The organism is Mesorhizobium sp. CO1-1-11 (assembly GCF_020164995.1).
GTDB classification, from domain to species: domain Bacteria; phylum Pseudomonadota; class Alphaproteobacteria; order Rhizobiales; family Rhizobiaceae; genus Mesorhizobium; species Mesorhizobium australicum.
Window position 1 is genome coordinate 221,219 of the sequence record NZ_JAIUHE010000001.1, and the last position, 15,455, is coordinate 236,673.

Here is a 15,455-nt window from a genome sequence, read left to right on the forward strand (position 1 = left end):
CCGGCCGCGACCTGCTGCGCGAAGCGGTAGCGCGCCTGCGCGGCCGTTGGCTGTTTGCGGCAATAGCGCTGGCTGTGCTTGCCGGCGCGGTTGCAACCGCCGGGCGCATCGCCGAGGGTCAGGCCGCCGATGACCTGCGCGACGGGGCATTGGCCGCCTTGCCGCTGGCGGCCGGAACCCTGACCGGCGAAATCGAAAAGCAACGTCTCGTGCCGCTGGTGCTGGCGCGCGACGATGCGGTGCGTGATGCGCTGCGCCGCGCCGGGAAAGTCGAGGAAACAGCGCTCGACGCCAAGCTGAAGGCCATAGCCGGCGATGCGTCGGCGTCCGCCATCTATGTCATCGACACGGCGGGCATGGCGATATCGGCCAGCAATGCCGGCCAGCCGGACAGCTTTGTCGGTATCGATTATAATTTTCGCCACTATTTCACCGATGCGATGGCCAAGGGCGCGGCCAGCCAGTATGGCCTCGGCACGATCAGCGGCAAGCCGGGACTCTACCTTGCCGGCCGTGTCGACGACGGTGGCAAACCGCTTGGCGTCGCGGTTCTGAAGGTCGAACTCGGCGGTGTCGAAGCCAATTGGCGGGCGAGCGGCTTTCTCGTTTTCGTCACCGACGAGCGCGGCGTCGTTCTGGCCACCAGCCAGCCCGACTGGCGGTTCCATGCGCTGGCGCCGCTCTCCGCCGCGGATGCCGCCGCGGCGCATGACCAGCTTCAACTGGTCGACGCCGCCTTCGAGCCGCTGCCGATACGACGTGGCGCCGGTGACGGCCTGGCGACGATCGAAGAAGCCGGAAAATCGCGCCGGTTCGTCGAGGTGGTGCAGGACTTGCCCGGTGCCGTCCCCGGCTGGCGCCTGTGGCTGCTGACGCCCGCCGATGCCGCCTTGACCGCCGCCGCCAACACGGCGCGCCTGACGACACTGCTCGGGCTGCTGCTGATGGGGCTGCTTGCTTATGTGTTCACCCGGCGCCGGCGCACACGCCGGCTGCGGCAGGAGGCGCTGGCGCGCATGAATGCCGAACTCGAAAGCCGGGTCAGTTCCCGGACCGCCGAACTGACGCGATCGAACACGGCCCTTGCCGGCGAAATCGCCGAGCGCGAAAACGCCGAGGCCAAGGTCCGCCGGCTGCGCGACGATCTTGCCCAGGCCAACCGGCTCTCCATCCTCGGCCAGATCGCCGCCGGTGTGGCGCATGAGATCAATCAGCCGGTCGCCGCCATCCGCACCTATGCCGAGAATGCCCGCCGCTTTCTCGAGGCCGGCAAGACCGAACCGGCAAGCGGCAACCTGACCTCGATCGTCTCGATGACCGAGCGCATCGGCGCGATCACCAGCACGCTGCGCACCTTTGCGCGACGGCCTGGCGTCGCTGCCTCGCCCTTGCCGGTACGCGAGGCGATCGAGGGCGCGCTGTCGCTGCTGTCCGGCCGCATCCGCGATTCCGGCGTCACCATCGTCAAGCCGGGCGGCACCGCATCGCCATTGGTGATGGCAAGCCGCATCCGGCTGGAGCAGATCCTCGTGAACCTGTTGCAGAACGCGCTGGACGCCATGAAGGACCGGCCTGATCCCCGCATTGAGATCGACCTCGCCGAACGCGGCGACCGCGTGCTGATTTCGGTGCGCGACAATGGCCCCGGCCTCGATCAGGACGCCGCCGCCAATCTGTTCATGCCGTTCCAGACCACCAAGGAGAAGGGGCTTGGCCTCGGCCTGGTGATCTCGCAGGAGATCGCCCAGGAATTGGGCGGCACGCTGCGGCTCGACCCCGACACCGCCAGCGGCGCATCCTTCACCATCGACTTGAGGCGGATCGAATGACGCAGGGATCGGGGCTGGTCGCGCTCGTCGACGACGATGCGGATCTGCTGCATGCCACCACGCAACTGCTCGAACTTGCCGGCTTCACGGTGATCGGGCTCGACGCCGCCGAGGCAGCGCTTGGTGTCGTCGACAGGGACTTCGAGGGTGTGGTCGTCAGCGACATCCGCATGCCCGGCATGAATGGGCTGCAACTCTTCGACCGCGTCAAGGCTGTTGATCCCGACTTGCCGGTGATCCTGGTCACCGGGCATGGCGATGTCGATCTTGCGGTCGCCGCGCTCAAGGATGGGGTCTATGATTTCATTCCGAAACCCTATGCGGGGGAGCGTCTGGTCGAGGCGCTGAAGCGTGCATCGGAGAAGCGGCGGCTGGTGATGGAAAACCGGCGGCTCCGCGAAGCCGCCGCACTTGCCGCGGACGGCATGCCGTTGATCGGCGAAGCGCCGGCCATAAGGCGGCTGCGCGAGACCTTGCGCCAGATCGCCGACATGGACGTCGACGTGCTGGTGGAGGGCGAGACCGGAACCGGCAAGGAAGTGGTGGCCGACCTCCTGCACCGGTGGGGCCGGCGGCGTGCAAAGCCGTTCGTGGCACTGAACTGCGGCGCTCTGCCCGAGACCGTCATCGAAAGCGAGCTGTTCGGGCACGAGGCCGGCGCGTTTACCGGGGCGCAGCGACGGCGGATCGGCAGCATAGAGCATTCCAGCGGCGGCACGCTGTTCCTCGACGAGATCGAATCCATGCCGCCGGCCCTGCAGGTCAAGCTGTTGCGGGTGCTGGAGACGCGCAGCCTCACCCCGCTCGGCTCGAACGAAACAAGGCGCCTCGATCTCCGGGTCGTCGCGGCGACCAAGGTCGATCTCGGCCGGCAGGACCAGCGCGGCGATTTTCGCGAGGATCTCTATTTCCGCCTCAACGTGGTGACGCTGCGCATTCCGCCGCTGCGCGAGCGGCGCGGCGATATCGAGATGCTGTTCGGCCACTTCCTTGGCAAGGCGGCGAAACGGTTTGGCCGGCCTGTCGCCAAGGTGAACGCCGCCGTGAGCCATCATCTCCAGTCGCACGACTGGCCGGGCAATGTGCGCGAACTCGCCCATTTCGCCGATCGCGTCGCGCTCGGTCTTGGTCCCGATGACGAAACCAGGTTCTCGCCCGCACGATTGCCAGCGCCCGCCGCCGCACTGCCGGAGCGGGTCGGGCATTACGAGGCGCAGCTCATCCGCGACGCGCTGCGCGACCATGGCGGCGACGTGCGCGGCGCCATCGACGCGCTCGGCGTGCCGCGCAAGACGTTCTACGACAAGCTCAAGCGCTATGGCATCGCCGCATCTGATTTCCGTCCCTCTTGATCTTTCCAAGCGAGTATCGCGAAAGCCATGAACACGACACTTGAAACGACCGCCGATCCCCTGCCGGAAGAACTCGCCTTTCTCAGTGAACGGCTGACGGCGTTCAACGACGGCGATGTCGGCGCGTCCGAAAAGAAGGCGCTGGCGGTGTTCGTGCGCGACGAGATCGGGGCGATCGTCGCCGGCATTTCAGGCTACACCGCCTGGGGCTGGCTCTACGTGCAGTGGCTGTGGGTCGACGAAGGGCTGCGCGGCCAGCACATGGCAGGCCGGATGCTCGACGCGGCCGAACGCGAAGCCGTGGCGCGCGGCTGCCAAAACGCCTGGATCGACACATTCAATCCCAACGCCGCCAAGGTCTATCAGAGGCAAGGCTACCAGCCTTTCGGGACGCTGGCCGATTTCCCTGTCGGCCGCAGCCGCATCTTCCTGCGGAAGAAACTGGTCGACTGATCAGCCAGCCAGCTTTCCGCCGCGCATCGGCCGCGGCGCGCCCGTCGTGCTCGGGAAACTGATCGGCAGGCCGCGCAGCACGCGAACCGCGAGGAAGGCAAAACACTCCGCCTCCACCGCGTCGCCGCTCCAGCCGAGGCTTTCGGCCAGCACGACCTCGACGCCGGCGCGGCCGGCGAGCATCGCCATCATTGTCGGATTGTGGCGGCCGCCACCGCTGACCACCAGCTTCTTCGGCCGGCTGGGCAGAAGGTCGAGCGCCTTGCCGACAGCCGACGCGGTGAAGGCGGTGAGCAGGGCCGCGCCATCCTCGGCGCTCAGGCCGTCGGCCATGGCCGCGCCGAAATCGAAACGGTCGAGTGATTTCGGATAGGCCTTGGTCAGATAGGGATGCTGCAACAGCTTGGCGAGCCGGGCTTCGTCCACTTTTCCCGCGCGGCCAAGCGCGCCGTCGCGGTCCATTTCGCCGAGCCCCTTCGACTTGATGAAATCGTTGAGCGGCGCGTTGGCGGGGCCGGTGTCGAAGGCGATGACATTGTCGGCGCCGTCCCACCAGGTGATGTTGGCGACGCCGCCGAGATTGAGTACCGCCACCTCGCCACTGGCGCCGGCGCCGCGCATCAGCGCGGTGTGATAGGCAGCGGCCAAAGGCGCGCCCTGTCCGCCGGCGCGCATGTCGGCCGAGCGGAAATCGTAGGCTACCTTGGTGCCGAGGATGGCATGCATGAGCTCGCCGTCGCCGAGCTGCCGGGTCTGGCCGAGCCGTCCGACCTGCGGCGCGCGATGCAGCACGGTCTGGCCGTGAAAGCCGACGACCCCAATCTCGGCCATCGTCATGCCGTAACCTTCCACGAGTTCCTTCACCGCCGCCGACTGCGCGCGCGTCAGCGCCTCTTCGGCCTTGCGGAAAATCGCAGGTTCCGGCCCGGTGAAATTCCAGGCCCGCGCCGCCGCCAGCGTCTCTTCCAGCAGCGACCGGATCGAGGCGGGATAAGGCATCAGCCGGTAAGTGCCGAAATCGTCTATCCGCTCGCCATCGGTCTTGATCAGGGCGACATCGATGTTGCCGTCAAGCACCGTGCCGGTCATCAGGCCGACGGCCCAGATTGGTTCCATCATTGAGCTCCATTGATGAGGTCGCCGACCGCTTGCCGAAGCTGAACGATGCCGCTGTCGAAATGACGTGTCGGATGGATCCGGTTGGTAAGCAAGGTCCACGCCTTGCCCTTGTCGAAGTCGATCCACAATCCTGTGCCGGTGAAGCCGGTGTGGCCGATCGTTCCCGGACCGCACAGCGCACCGCCGGACCAGCCTTGGTAAGGGCGCTCCCAGCCATGGGTGCGGGTGGCCGACAGGGGCTCGCGCATCAGCGCGATCAACCGTTCGGATGCGCCGGTTCCGTCCAGCAATCCCCAGGCGAAATCGAGCACCGAAGCAGCTGTGCCGAACAGGCCGGCATGACCCGCACCCTGCAGCGCCGAGCAATTGTCGTCGTGGACCTCGCCGGACAGCACGCGATGGCGCCAGGTGCAGTCCTCGGTCGCCGCGGCGGCATCGGGTTCCGCGAACCAGGCAAAGCCTGGGCCGGGTTCCATGGCGCGGATGCTCTTGCCCGACAGCCGCTCCATCGCAAAGCCGAGCAGGATGAAGTTGATGTCGGAATAGACAGGGTCGCGCGCCCGCCATTCGCGCTGCAGGACGAAGGCGCGCAGCAGCTCGGGGTCCCGCCCATAGGTGTAGATCGGCTCGACGGCCGGAAAGGGCGTCTGGTGGCCGAGGCACTGGCGAAACGTCACCTCCCGCTCCCATGCGTTCGCGTCATACTGGCGAAGGTCGGGAAGCAGGGAAATCAGCGGCGCGTCGAGATCGATGATGCCGTCCTGCGCCAGCGCCAGGATACGCGGCGTGGTAAAGATCACCTTGGTCAGCGACGCCAGGTCGAACCAGGTCTCAACAGTCATCGGCCTGACCTTAGGCACAAGCTGCGCGGAGCCGATCGCTCTGGTGATGCGCTCGCCATTTCTGCCGACCAGGCCGAGCACGCCGCCGGGAATGCGCGTGGCCGCCACTGCCGCCGCGAGTGGCTGGAACGCGCGGTCGAAGAGCTGGGCGAGGGGGCTCAATGCCGGCCTCCGCACGTGGGCATGTCGTCAAACGGAAAAGTCGGCGATCCTTCGCACCCCCCTCTGTCCTGCCGGACATCTCCCCCGCAAGGGGGGAGATTGGCCGTAATAGCGGCTTTCGCCAATCGCCGACGTCGCAGGAAGGGGCGGGATGCCGAAGCTGCTAATCTCCCCCCTTGCGGGGGAGATGGCCGGCAGGCCAGAGGGGGGTGCTGTCCCGCCGACCTTGCATATCCCAGTGCACCGTCCATCACACCTCCACCCTCGCCATATGATCCCCGCCAAACTGCTCCCATCGCGCCGGCGCCGGCTCAAACCCTCTCGGGCGCACCAGCGAAGGCACCTGGCGCGTATCCAGTTCGAAACGCTCATGTCGCCGGTCGATGGTCGGAACGGCTGATATAAGCTTCTTCGTATAGGAATGCTTCGGCTTCGACAGCACGGACTGTGCGTCGCCGATCTCGACGATCTGGCCGGCATAGATGACGGCGATGCGATGCGCGATCCGCTCGACCACCGCCATGTCATGCGAGATGAACAGATAGGCCAGCCCAAACTCGCGCTGCAAGTCGACCAGCAGCTCCAGCACCTTGGCCTGCACCGACACATCGAGCGCCGACACTGCTTCATCGAGGACCACGACGGACGGGTTGAGCATCAGCGCGCGGGCGATGCACAGCCTTTGCCGCTGGCCGCCGGAGAATTCATGCGGATAGCGCTCGAGGCTGTTCTTGGGCAGGCCGACGCGTTCCAGCAGGCGCGCCATTCTGGCCCGCGTTTCGGCATCCACCCGGCCGCCGGTGGCGATCACGGGTTCCGCCAGAATGCTCTCGATCGTCAGCCTTGGATTGAGAGAGGCATAAGGGTTCTGGAACACCATCTGCATGGGCTTGGCGCTGCGCCTCGGCGAGGCCGCTCGGGCATCGACCGAGAAGCTGCCGCGCGCCGGCCGCACAAGCCCTAGCACCGCCTTGGCGGCAGTGGATTTGCCCGAACCGCTTTCGCCGACGATGGCCAGCGTCTCGCCGTGCATCAGGTCGAAATCGACGCCGTCCACGGCATGCACCGCGCCGGTGGCGCGGCTGAAGAAACTGCTCTTGAGGGGAAACCGAACCACGAGGCCATCGACCTTCAAGGCCGGTTCGGCGCTCGCGCCGTTGTCACGTTGCCCATCCGAGCGCGTCGCGCGACCGCTGGCGAAATGCGGCACGGCGTGCAGCAGATGCTGGGTGTAGGGATGCTGGGGGCTGTCGAGGATCCGGTTGAGCTCACCCTGTTCGACGGCCTGCCCGTTCTGCATCACCATCACCTTGTCGGCGATGCCGGCAACCAGGCCGATATCGTGGGTGATGAAGATGACGGACATGCCGCTTTCGCGCTTCAGCTCGGCAAGCAGCGCCATGATCTGTGCCTGCACGGTAACGTCGAGCGCCGTCGTCGGCTCGTCGGCGATCAGCAGGCGCGGGTTGCAGGCCAGTGCAATGGCGATCATCACCCGCTGCAGCATGCCGCCGGACAGCTGGTTGGGCGTGTATTTCAGCCGCCTTGCGGCATCGGGAATGCGCACGCGGTCGAGCGCGTCCTTGGCTGCCGCAGTAGCCTGCCGGCCGGTCAGGCCGCGATGCAGGCGGAACGATTCCTCGATCTGGGTGCCGATGGTCAGCACCGGGTTGAGCGAGGTCATCGGTTCCTGAAAAATCATGCCGATCTCGGCGCCGCGAATGCCGGTCAGTTGCGGTTCGGTCGCGGTCGTCAACTCGAAGACGGTCCCATTGGCCCGCTTGAGCTTCATCGAGCCACCAGTGATGCGGCCGCCACCGAAATCCACGAGCCGGTTGATCGACAGCGCCGTCACCGACTTGCCCGAGCCGCTTTCGCCGACAATGGCCAGGGTCTCGCCGTCGGCGATATCGAAACTGACGCCGCGCACCACCTCATTGGCCCGGGGGTCGCGGCCGAAGCCGACGCGCAGGTCCGAGACTGACAAGAGCGGGGTCATGCGAACGCGCTCCGCATCCTCGGGTCGAGGATGTCGCGCAAGGCGTCGCCCAAAAGGTTGAAGCCCAGAATGCTGATCATGATCGCCAGGCCTGGGAAGATCAGCAGCCAGGGTGCCGTCTCCATCAGGTTGCGGCTGTCGCTCAGCATCAGGCCGAGCGACGCGGCGGGCGGCTGCGTGCCAAGGCCGAGAAAGCTCAAGCCGGCTTCGGTCAGCAGCGCCCAGGCGAGCGCCAGCGTCACCTGCACAGTCAACGGCGCCACGAGGTTGAGCAGCAGGTGGCGCATGACGATGTAGCTCGAACTGCTGCCGAAGGTACGCGCGGCGTCGACGAATTCGCGTGTCTTGAGCGACAGCGCGGGGCCGCGCACCACGCGGGTGAAGATCGGCGTGTAGACGATGCCGATGGCAACGACGCTGGTCCAGGTGCCGGGGCCGGCAACGGTGACGATGAGCAGCGCCAGGAGGATCGCCGGGAAGGCCAGCAGCACGTCCATGATCCGCATCACGACGCCGTCCCAGCGGCGCCCGAGCCAGGCGGCGGCCAACCCCAGGATCGTTCCGGCAAGCGCCGCGAAGGCCACCGAGAAGAAGGCGACGGTAAAAGACTGGCCGATGCCCGCCATCAGGCGGCTGGCGACGTCGCGGCCGAACAGGTCGGTGCCCATCCAGTAGGCGGCGCTGGGCGCATGCAGCCGGTCGATACGGTACTGCGTGATCGGATTGTGCGGCGTCAGCCCGAGCAGGCCGAGGATGGCAAGCAGCAGATAGACGCACACGATGACGCCGCCGATGCGGCCGCTGCCATGGCCGAAGATGGCACGCAGGATGCGCATCACTGTTCCCCCAGCCGGATGCGCGGATCGAGCGCGACATAGGCGAGGTCGACCAGGAGATTGACGATCATGAAGTTGAAGGCGATGAACAGCACGCTGCCCTGCACCAGCGCGTAATCGCGCTGCAGGATCGCGTCGAGCACCATGCGTCCGAGGCCGGGCAGGGCGTAGATCTGTTCGACGATGACGGCGCCGCCCAGGAGGTAGCCGAATTCTATGCCGCTCAGCGTCACGACAGGGATCAGCGCATTGGGAAGCGCATGCCGCCAGATGACGCTGCGCGCCGAAGCGCCCTTGCTGCGTGCGGTGCGCACATAATCGTCGCTCAACACGTCGAGCATTGCCGATCGCGCAATGCGGGTGACCGACGCCGCGAAGGCAAAGCCCAGCGTGATGGCGGGCAGGATCAACTGGCTGAGATTGCGCAAGGGATCCTGCCAGAGCGGCACGAATTCACCCATCGCCGGCAGTACGCCGAAGCCCGCCGACAGCGTGTAGATGATCAGCAAGCCAAGCACGAAGCTCGGCGTCGACTGGCCGATCATGGCGACGACGCGCACACCGAGATCGGACAGCTTCTCGTTGTGAGTGGCGGCGTAGATGCCGGCCGGCATGCCGACGGCAAGTGCAATGATCATAGAGAGGAGCGCCAGCTCCAAGGTCAGCGGGAAGCGCTCGAGGATGACCTCGAGAACCGGCCTGCCATAGGTGACGGATATGCCGAAATTGCCGTGCAGGATGCCGCCGATCCAGCGCCAGTACTGGACGAACCAGGGCTGGTCGATGCCGAAATAGGCGGCGAGCGAATCCCGTTGTGCCGGCGTCAGCAGGCCGGCCTCGGTGCCCAGCATCGCCGTGATCGAATCGCCGGGCACCATCCGGATCGCGACGAAGACCAGGATGGACACGCCAAGCAGGACGAGAGGAAACGTCGCTAGCCGTCGCAGGAGATAGTTCACGCCAGGAAGACCTCTCGTCCCGTTGCCGAAGCTACTGGATCGTCACCTTGCTCAGGCTGAACAGCGTGCCGGTCGGCGTCGGCACGAAACCGGATATGTTCTTCTGCTGCGCCGTGTAGCTGTAAGAGGTGTAGAGCCAGATCCACGGCGACATTTCGGCGAGATGCTTCTCGAATTCGGCGAAGATCGCTTTGCGTTTGGCTGGATCGGTCTCTGCGCGGCCCTGCTGCATCAGGCTGTCGAGCGTATCGTCGATGTAGTTTGCCACCTTTTGCAGATTGCCTGATTTGGTCCAGTAGCGGTTGTACATGGTATAGGGGTCGGCCCGGCCGCCATTGAGCGCGATCGCCATGTCGAAATCGCCCTTCAGCCAGGCGTCGACATAGACGTTGAGCTCCATCATCTTGATATCGAGTTTGACGCCGATTTCGGCGAGCTGCGACTGGATGACCTGGGCTTCCGCGGCTGCCGTCGGCGGCTCGCCCGTGGCGCCGATCACGGTCGCCGAAAAGCCGTCGGCAAAGCCGGCCTCGGCCATCAGCTTCTTGGCCCTTTCGACATCGCGCTTGTAGCAGAACAACTGGCTGGGATCGGTGGCCAGCGCCGGGATGGTCAGCGGTCCGGTGACCTTGCCTTCGCCCAGCGCGGCGGTGTCCAGCACCTCCTGCCGGTCGATGGCGCAGGAGATCGCCTGGCGCACCTTGAGCTCGGTCATCGGCTTCCGCGACGGGTTGAGCTGCAGCACGTTGTAGGCCAGCACCGGCACGCGGTTCAATTGCAAGTTGGCTTCCTTCGGCACCAGCGTGGCGACGAGCGGATCGTTGAGCAAGGCGAAATCGATCTGCTTGGTGCGCATGGCGGCGAGGATCGCCGCCTCGTCGGGCAGCACACTGATCTCGATGCCGTCGACGCCGGTCGCGCCGCCGGCCCAGTTCTTGTTGGCGCTCAAGACTTCCTTGGCGTTGGGATCCCACTTGTCGAGCTTGAACGGGCCCGAACCGACCGTCCTGGTGCCGATCGAGCCGGCCTTGATCTCGGTCGCCGGAACGATGGCCGCGTTGACGTCGCTCATCGCCGTCAGGATAGGTGCGTCGGCCTGCGACAGGTGGAACACGACGGTCGCCGCATCCGGCGTGTCGATGCTGGCGATCGACAGGAAGTTGGCGCGGGCAGCGGCACCGGTCTTCTCGTCGAGAATGCGCTCGAACGACGCCTTGACGTCGGCGGATGTCACGGCGGTGCCGTCCTGGAATTTCGCCTTGGGATCGAGCTTGAAGGTCAGCCCCTTGCCGTCCTTCGAAAACTCCCAGGAGGAGGCGATGGCGGGAATGATCCGCAGGCTGGCGTCGACGCGCACCAGCGGCTCATAGATCAGCTCCAAAAGCCGCAGCGAGGAAAAGGCCGTCTGCTTGTGCGGATCAAGCCCGGTGGCGTCCTGGGACCAGGCCATGTGCAGCGTCGCCGCCTGCGCCGAAACCGTCGCGATGCCGAGCATCGCGGCAAGGGTGATGCCCGAAAGCAGCCTTCTTGTAAGATGAACCATTCTCGTCTCCCATTATTGAACTCGGTGCCTTGCAGTTTCCGAGGACCGCTTCCAAGGCACACATGCTATGGAGTGTCGGCCCAGTCTATGCGGCTTGACGCCGTCTTGTCTAAAGTGGCTTCAGGTTGCTTCGTCGCCGATCGCCTTTCGCAGGAACCCTCCGGCCCTGGACAAAGCGGCCCGCGCCGCGTCCACGTCGAGGCCGGTGATGGTCACCAGGATCGCCAACTTGACGTCCTTGCCGGTCCGGTCGAGCGCCTGCCGCGCCTGCGGCGCGGTACAGCCGGTCGTCTGCATGACCATCCTGATCGCCCGGGCCACCAGCTTCCTGTTCGATGGGTTCAGGTCGACCATCAGATTCTGGTAGCTCTTGCCGATCCGGATCATCGAGGCCGTGGTCAGCATGTTGAGCACCAGCTTCTGCGCGGTTCCCGATTTCAGCCGGGTCGAGCCGGTGAGCACTTCGGGGCCGACGACGGGCGAGATCGCGATGTCGGCGATACCGGCAATGGTGGATGCCGGATTGCAGGAGAGGGCGACCGTCGTTGCGCCGATCTGCCTGGCATGGGTCAGCCCGCCGATGACATAGGGCGTGCGTCCGCTGACCGCGATGCCGACCACCACGTCGTCGGGTGTGAGTCCGATCCCCTGCAAGGCCTTGGCGCCCATCTTCGGGTCATCCTCGGCGCCTTCGAGCGAGCGCACCAGCGCGTCGGACCCGCCGGCAATCAGGCCGACCACCATGCCTTCGGGCACGCCGAATGTCGGCGGGCATTCCGAAGCGTCGAGCACGCCAAGCCGACCGCTGGTGCCGGCGCCCATGTAGATGAGGCGTGCGCCCCTCTCGAAGGCAAGCACGATCCGGTCCACCGCGGCGGCAATCTCGGGCAGCACCTTTTCGACGGCCGCTGGGACGATCTTGTCCTCGTCATTGATCCTGCGCAGCACGTCGAGGGTCGGCAGCAGATCGATGTCGACGGTCCTTGGGTTCCGACCCTCGGAAACCAAGCGATCCAGCTCAGACATCAACCCTTGCTCGGTCATCCCAGCGCTTTCAAAAGTTCTGCCACACGGCGCCCGGCATCGCTCGACTGGCAACCAGTGCAGACGGACCTTGGGTCTGTCATCGCAGTTTTTCTTTGTTAACTTTTTAGAATTTGATATTCACATCGTCAACAGAGATTTGGAATATTTTATTCCTGCCCGTGCTGGCTATCCCTTGCAAACCGAACGCTTGGCAAGAATGATCGCGCCGGATACGGCGTCGCCGTCGGCGGGCTTCAGGCGGCGGCGCACATCGGGAGAAAGCCAGGGCTCCAGCGGGCTGGCGAGGCCGCCCAGCAACGTCACGCGCAGTGCGCCTTTTTCGAACAATACCCGCACCAGCGTGTCGATCTGTTCGGCGGCACCTTGCACGATGCGCCGCCCAACGGGATCCCCCTGGTCGGCATGGCGCATCACCATGGGTGCAAGCGCGGCATAGTCCGTGGCGCTGGCGCGGTCCATCCAGGCGACAGCCTCCATGGGGTCGCCCGCGAAGCGCTGCATGACCTCCGCCAGCAGCGCCGTGCGCTCGTGGCGGCCGTCATGGGCGCGCAATGCCAGTTGCACGGCTTTCAATCCAAGGTCGGCGCCGCTGCCCTCGTCGGAGATCGGAAACCCGTAGCCGCCGGCGCGCAGGTCGCGGCCCTCGACGAAGCCGAGGCCGATCGAGCCGGTCCCGGCGATGACGATGGCGCCGTCCCGGCCGGAATGCGCGCCAAGGCAGGCACCGATGCCGTCGCTGACGAAGTCGATGCTGGCAAAGGGATGCGCGATTGCCCGCAACGCCTCAAGCGCGCCTTTGCGGCCGATGCCGGCAAGGCCGATGCCGGCATGGATCTTGGCGGTTTCGGCTGGCGCGAAACCTGCTTCCTCGATCGCCGCGCCGAAAGCTTTCGCGATGGAGGTCCAGGCTGCCTCGATGCCGAGCCGCGTCGTCGCCGGCCCCGACAGGCCCTGTCCCAGCACCGTGCCTTGCGCGTCCTCGAGACGGGCGCGGCAACCGGTGCCGCCGCCGTCGACGCCGAGAAAATAATCCGCTTCGGTATTCATGCGCCCAGCCGCTCGATATCGGCGCCGCACAGGCGCAGCTTGCGGTCCAGCTGCTCGTAGCCGCGGTCGAGGTGATAGACGCGGTTGATTGTCGTCTCGCCTTCACAGACCAGCGCCGCCAGCACCAGCGACACCGAAGCCCGCAGATCGGTGGCCATCACCTGCGCGCCGTGCAATTTCTCGCCGCCGCGCACCAGCGCCATCGTGCCTTGCAGCTTGATGTTGGCGCCGAGCCGCATCAGTTCGGGCACATGCATGAAGCGGTTCTCGAAGATGGTTTCGCGCAGCAGCGACGCACCCTGGGCGCAGCACATCAGCGCCATGAATTGCGCCTGCAGGTCGGTCGGAAAGCCCGGATAGGGTTCCGTCGTCAGATCCGCGGCCTTGAGCGGCCGGTCGCGCGAGACGATCAGACCGCGGTCGCCTGGCCAGACGCTGACGCCGGTCGCCTCCAGCAATTGCACCACCGAGGCCATGTGCTCGAGCCGGGCGTGCGTCAGTTCGAGCTGGCCGCCGGTGATGGCGGCCGCGATGGCATAAGTGCCGGCCTCGATGCGGTCGGGGATGATGTCGTGCCTGGCGGCGTGCCAGCTGGTGTCGCCCGCGATCAGGATACGGTGCGTGCCGGCGCCTTCGATGCGCGCGCCCATGGCAACGAGGCAGGCGGCGAGATCGGCCACTTCCGGCTCGCGCGCCGCGTTCAGGATCTCGGTTTCGCCCTTGGCCGCGGTCGCCGCCATCATGGCGGTTTCCGTCGCCCCGACCGATGGCGAGGGGAGCACGATGCGCGTGCCGGTCAGCCCGTTCGGGGCCGAGGCGACGATCAGGCCGTTCTCGACGGCGATCCTGGCGCCAAGCGCGGCGAGTGCGGCGACATGCATGTCGACCGGCCGCGCGCCGATCGCGCAGCCGCCCGGCAGCGAAACCCGGGCATGGCCGAACCGCGCCAGCAACGGCGCCAGGACGAGCACCGTCGCCCGCATTTTCCGTACCGTGTCGTAGGAGGTCTCCTTGGAAACGGCGGTACTTGTGTCGATTGTGGCGGCATGGGCGGACCGGGTGATTTCGGCGCCGTGAAGTCGCACCACGCCGAGCATGTTTTCGACGTCGGTCACATCGGGCAGGTTGGTCAGTTCCAGCGGGTAGGGGCTGAGAAGAGCGGCCGCGATCTGCGGCAAAGCGGCATTCTTGGCGCCCGATATGGTGACCGCGCCTTCCAGTCTCTGTCCGCCGACGATCCGCAATCTGTCCATGGCTGAAACCTTGACGGCCACGTCCGGTGACCTGCCCGGGATCCCGAGCGATGACCTCGGGTCGGTCGAGAATTAATTCTGCGTTCTTGGCTGTCAATCAAAATTGGAATAATTTATTCCTCGTCTTGCAGTGAAGAGCGAGGGGTTTCCGTGTCCGTCTTAAGCAGGATCAGTGCCGAGCTCGACGGCATGGCGCCCGGCGATCGCGAGATCGGCCGTTATATCATCGACAATCCCGACCAGATGCTGCGGCTGTCGACGGCCGCGCTTGCGGCCGAGATCGGCCGCAGCCAGTCTAGCGTCGTCAAGTTCAGCCAGAAGCTCGGCTATGACAGCTATCAGGAGCTCAAGCTCGCCGTCAGCGAGGCCAAGGCGCAGGATTGGCAGGTGCCGGCCGGCGTCATCCACGGCTCCATCGAGGTGGGTGACGGTTTTCCGGTCATCCTGAAGAAGCTGATCGGCAGCAAGCTGCTGTCGATGCAGCAGACCGTCGCCGCCAACAGCGAGCGCATCCTTTCCAGGACGCTGGACCTGCTGGATGGCGCGCGGCGCATCCATCTGGTCGGCGTCGGCGCCTCCTCGCTGGTGGCGCGCGATTTTTCATACAAGCTGATGAAGCTCGGCCGCAATGTGCTGCATGACAGCGACAGCCACATCCAGATGGCCAACGCCTCGACGCTCGGGCCTGACGATGTGCTGTTCGCGCTGTCCTATTCCGGCGCCAGCATCGAAACCTTGCGTATCGCGGAGCTTGCCAGCAAGCGTGGCACGACGGTGATCGCCGTCACCGGCCTGCACGACAATCCGCTGAGCCGCGTCGCCGACATCCGCCTCTACACCCTCGCCGACGAGGAACGCGCGCGCTCTTCCTCCATCACCGCGCGCGACGCGCAGCTGACGCTGACCGACCTTCTGTTCATCCTGCTGGTACAGAAGCAGCCCGACGCCAACGACTACGTTCACAACAGCGAGGCGGCGGTCACGGTGCTGAAGGCCGAGCGCTCGTCGTAAAGG

13 protein-coding genes are annotated in these 15,455 nt (G+C 65.8%); 4 read left to right on the plus strand and 9 right to left on the minus strand.

The genetic code is table 11. The annotated features are described in order from the left end of the window. The first annotated feature begins 11 nt into the window (after nt 1-11). The 3 genes from LB554_RS01115 to LB554_RS01125 are packed head-to-tail and all read left to right on the plus strand — an operon-like array spanning nt 12 to nt 3,634. On the plus strand, nt 12-1,829 hold the full coding sequence (locus LB554_RS01115; RefSeq protein WP_411962608.1) for an ATP-binding protein: 1,818 nt from the start codon (nt 12-14) through the stop codon (nt 1,827-1,829). Beyond that, nucleotides 1,826-3,181 (plus strand): sigma-54-dependent transcriptional regulator, encoded by a 1,356-nt coding sequence (locus LB554_RS01120; protein ID WP_140724545.1) that lies wholly within the window; start codon nt 1,826-1,828, stop codon nt 3,179-3,181. The genes LB554_RS01115 and LB554_RS01120 overlap by 4 nt, the downstream gene beginning before the upstream one ends. Before the next feature lie 27 nt (nt 3,182-3,208). Next, a complete protein-coding gene (locus tag LB554_RS01125; protein ID WP_224582777.1) occupies nt 3,209-3,634 on the plus strand; it encodes a GNAT family N-acetyltransferase in 426 nt (141 codons plus the stop codon). Here the strand turns inward: LB554_RS01125 and LB554_RS01130 are convergent, their stop codons facing one another. The 9 genes from LB554_RS01130 to murA form a co-directional block, all read right to left on the minus strand. Next, nucleotides 3,635-4,750 (minus strand): anhydro-N-acetylmuramic acid kinase, encoded by a 1,116-nt coding sequence (locus tag LB554_RS01130; RefSeq protein ID WP_224582778.1) that lies wholly within the window; start codon nt 4,748-4,750, stop codon nt 3,635-3,637. Continuing rightward, entirely contained in the window at nt 4,750-5,757 is a 1,008-nt protein-coding gene (locus LB554_RS01135) for a serine hydrolase domain-containing protein (RefSeq protein ID WP_224582779.1), read from the minus strand. Before LB554_RS01135 ends, LB554_RS01130 begins: the two co-directional genes overlap by 1 nt. 250 nt (nt 5,758-6,007) lie before the next feature. Continuing rightward, nucleotides 6,008-7,756: an ABC transporter ATP-binding protein gene (locus LB554_RS01140; RefSeq protein WP_224582781.1), complete on the minus strand. Its 1,749-nt coding sequence runs from the start codon at nt 7,754-7,756 to the stop codon at nt 6,008-6,010. Further along, nucleotides 7,753-8,592, minus strand: a complete 840-nt coding sequence (locus LB554_RS01145) for an ABC transporter permease (protein ID WP_224582782.1) — start codon at nt 8,590-8,592, stop codon at nt 7,753-7,755. Before LB554_RS01145 ends, LB554_RS01140 begins: the two co-directional genes overlap by 4 nt. Next, a complete protein-coding gene (locus LB554_RS01150) occupies nt 8,592-9,551 on the minus strand; it encodes an ABC transporter permease (protein WP_224582783.1) in 960 nt (319 codons plus the stop codon). Before LB554_RS01150 ends, LB554_RS01145 begins: the two co-directional genes overlap by 1 nt. Before the next feature lie 31 nt (nt 9,552-9,582). Then, the gene (locus tag LB554_RS01155; RefSeq protein ID WP_224582784.1) at nt 9,583-11,094 is read right to left on the minus strand and encodes an ABC transporter substrate-binding protein; all 1,512 of its coding nucleotides are present in this window, start codon (nt 11,092-11,094) and stop codon (nt 9,583-9,585) included. Nucleotides 11,095-11,214: 120 nt separating this feature from the next. Beyond that, nucleotides 11,215-12,138 carry an N-acetylmuramic acid 6-phosphate etherase gene (gene murQ, locus LB554_RS01160; protein ID WP_140715193.1) on the minus strand — a complete coding sequence of 308 codons (924 nt, stop codon included), beginning with the start codon at nt 12,136-12,138 and terminating at the stop codon, nt 11,215-11,217. A gap of 168 nt (nt 12,139-12,306) precedes the next feature. Continuing rightward, nucleotides 12,307-13,188 (minus strand): N-acetylglucosamine kinase, encoded by an 882-nt coding sequence (locus LB554_RS01165; protein ID WP_015318978.1) that lies wholly within the window; start codon nt 13,186-13,188, stop codon nt 12,307-12,309. Further along, complete coding sequence (gene murA / locus LB554_RS01170) at nt 13,185-14,441, minus strand: UDP-N-acetylglucosamine 1-carboxyvinyltransferase (protein ID WP_140617418.1); 1,257 nt, start codon at nt 14,439-14,441, stop codon at nt 13,185-13,187. Before murA ends, LB554_RS01165 begins: the two co-directional genes overlap by 4 nt. 150 nt (nt 14,442-14,591) lie before the next feature. On the opposite strand from murA, the gene LB554_RS01175 reads away from it, so the two are divergent. Next, nucleotides 14,592-15,452, plus strand: a complete 861-nt coding sequence (locus LB554_RS01175) for a MurR/RpiR family transcriptional regulator (protein WP_015318976.1) — start codon at nt 14,592-14,594, stop codon at nt 15,450-15,452. The last annotated feature ends 3 nt before the right edge of the window (nt 15,453-15,455 follow it).

What these genes read in the sequence shown, in the direction of transcription:
- LB554_RS01125 (WP_224582777.1), top strand. Translation starts at nt 3,209, where the DNA reads ATGAACACGACACTTGAAACGACCGCCGATCCCCTGCCGGAAGAACTC.
- LB554_RS01155 (WP_224582784.1), bottom strand. Translation starts at nt 11,094, where the DNA reads ATGGTTCATCTTACAAGAAGGCTGCTTTCGGGCATCACCCTTGCCGCG.
- LB554_RS01120 (WP_140724545.1), top strand. Translation starts at nt 1,826, where the DNA reads ATGACGCAGGGATCGGGGCTGGTCGCGCTCGTCGACGACGATGCGGAT.
- LB554_RS01145 (WP_224582782.1), bottom strand. Translation starts at nt 8,592, where the DNA reads ATGCGCATCCTGCGTGCCATCTTCGGCCATGGCAGCGGCCGCATCGGC.
- LB554_RS01165 (WP_015318978.1), bottom strand. Translation starts at nt 13,188, where the DNA reads ATGAATACCGAAGCGGATTATTTTCTCGGCGTCGACGGCGGCGGCACC.
- murQ (WP_140715193.1), bottom strand. Translation starts at nt 12,138, where the DNA reads ATGACCGAGCAAGGGTTGATGTCTGAGCTGGATCGCTTGGTTTCCGAG.
- LB554_RS01130 (WP_224582778.1), bottom strand. Translation starts at nt 4,750, where the DNA reads ATGGAACCAATCTGGGCCGTCGGCCTGATGACCGGCACGGTGCTTGAC.
- LB554_RS01140 (WP_224582781.1), bottom strand. Translation starts at nt 7,756, where the DNA reads ATGACCCCGCTCTTGTCAGTCTCGGACCTGCGCGTCGGCTTCGGCCGC.
- murA (WP_140617418.1), bottom strand. Translation starts at nt 14,441, where the DNA reads ATGGACAGATTGCGGATCGTCGGCGGACAGAGACTGGAAGGCGCGGTC.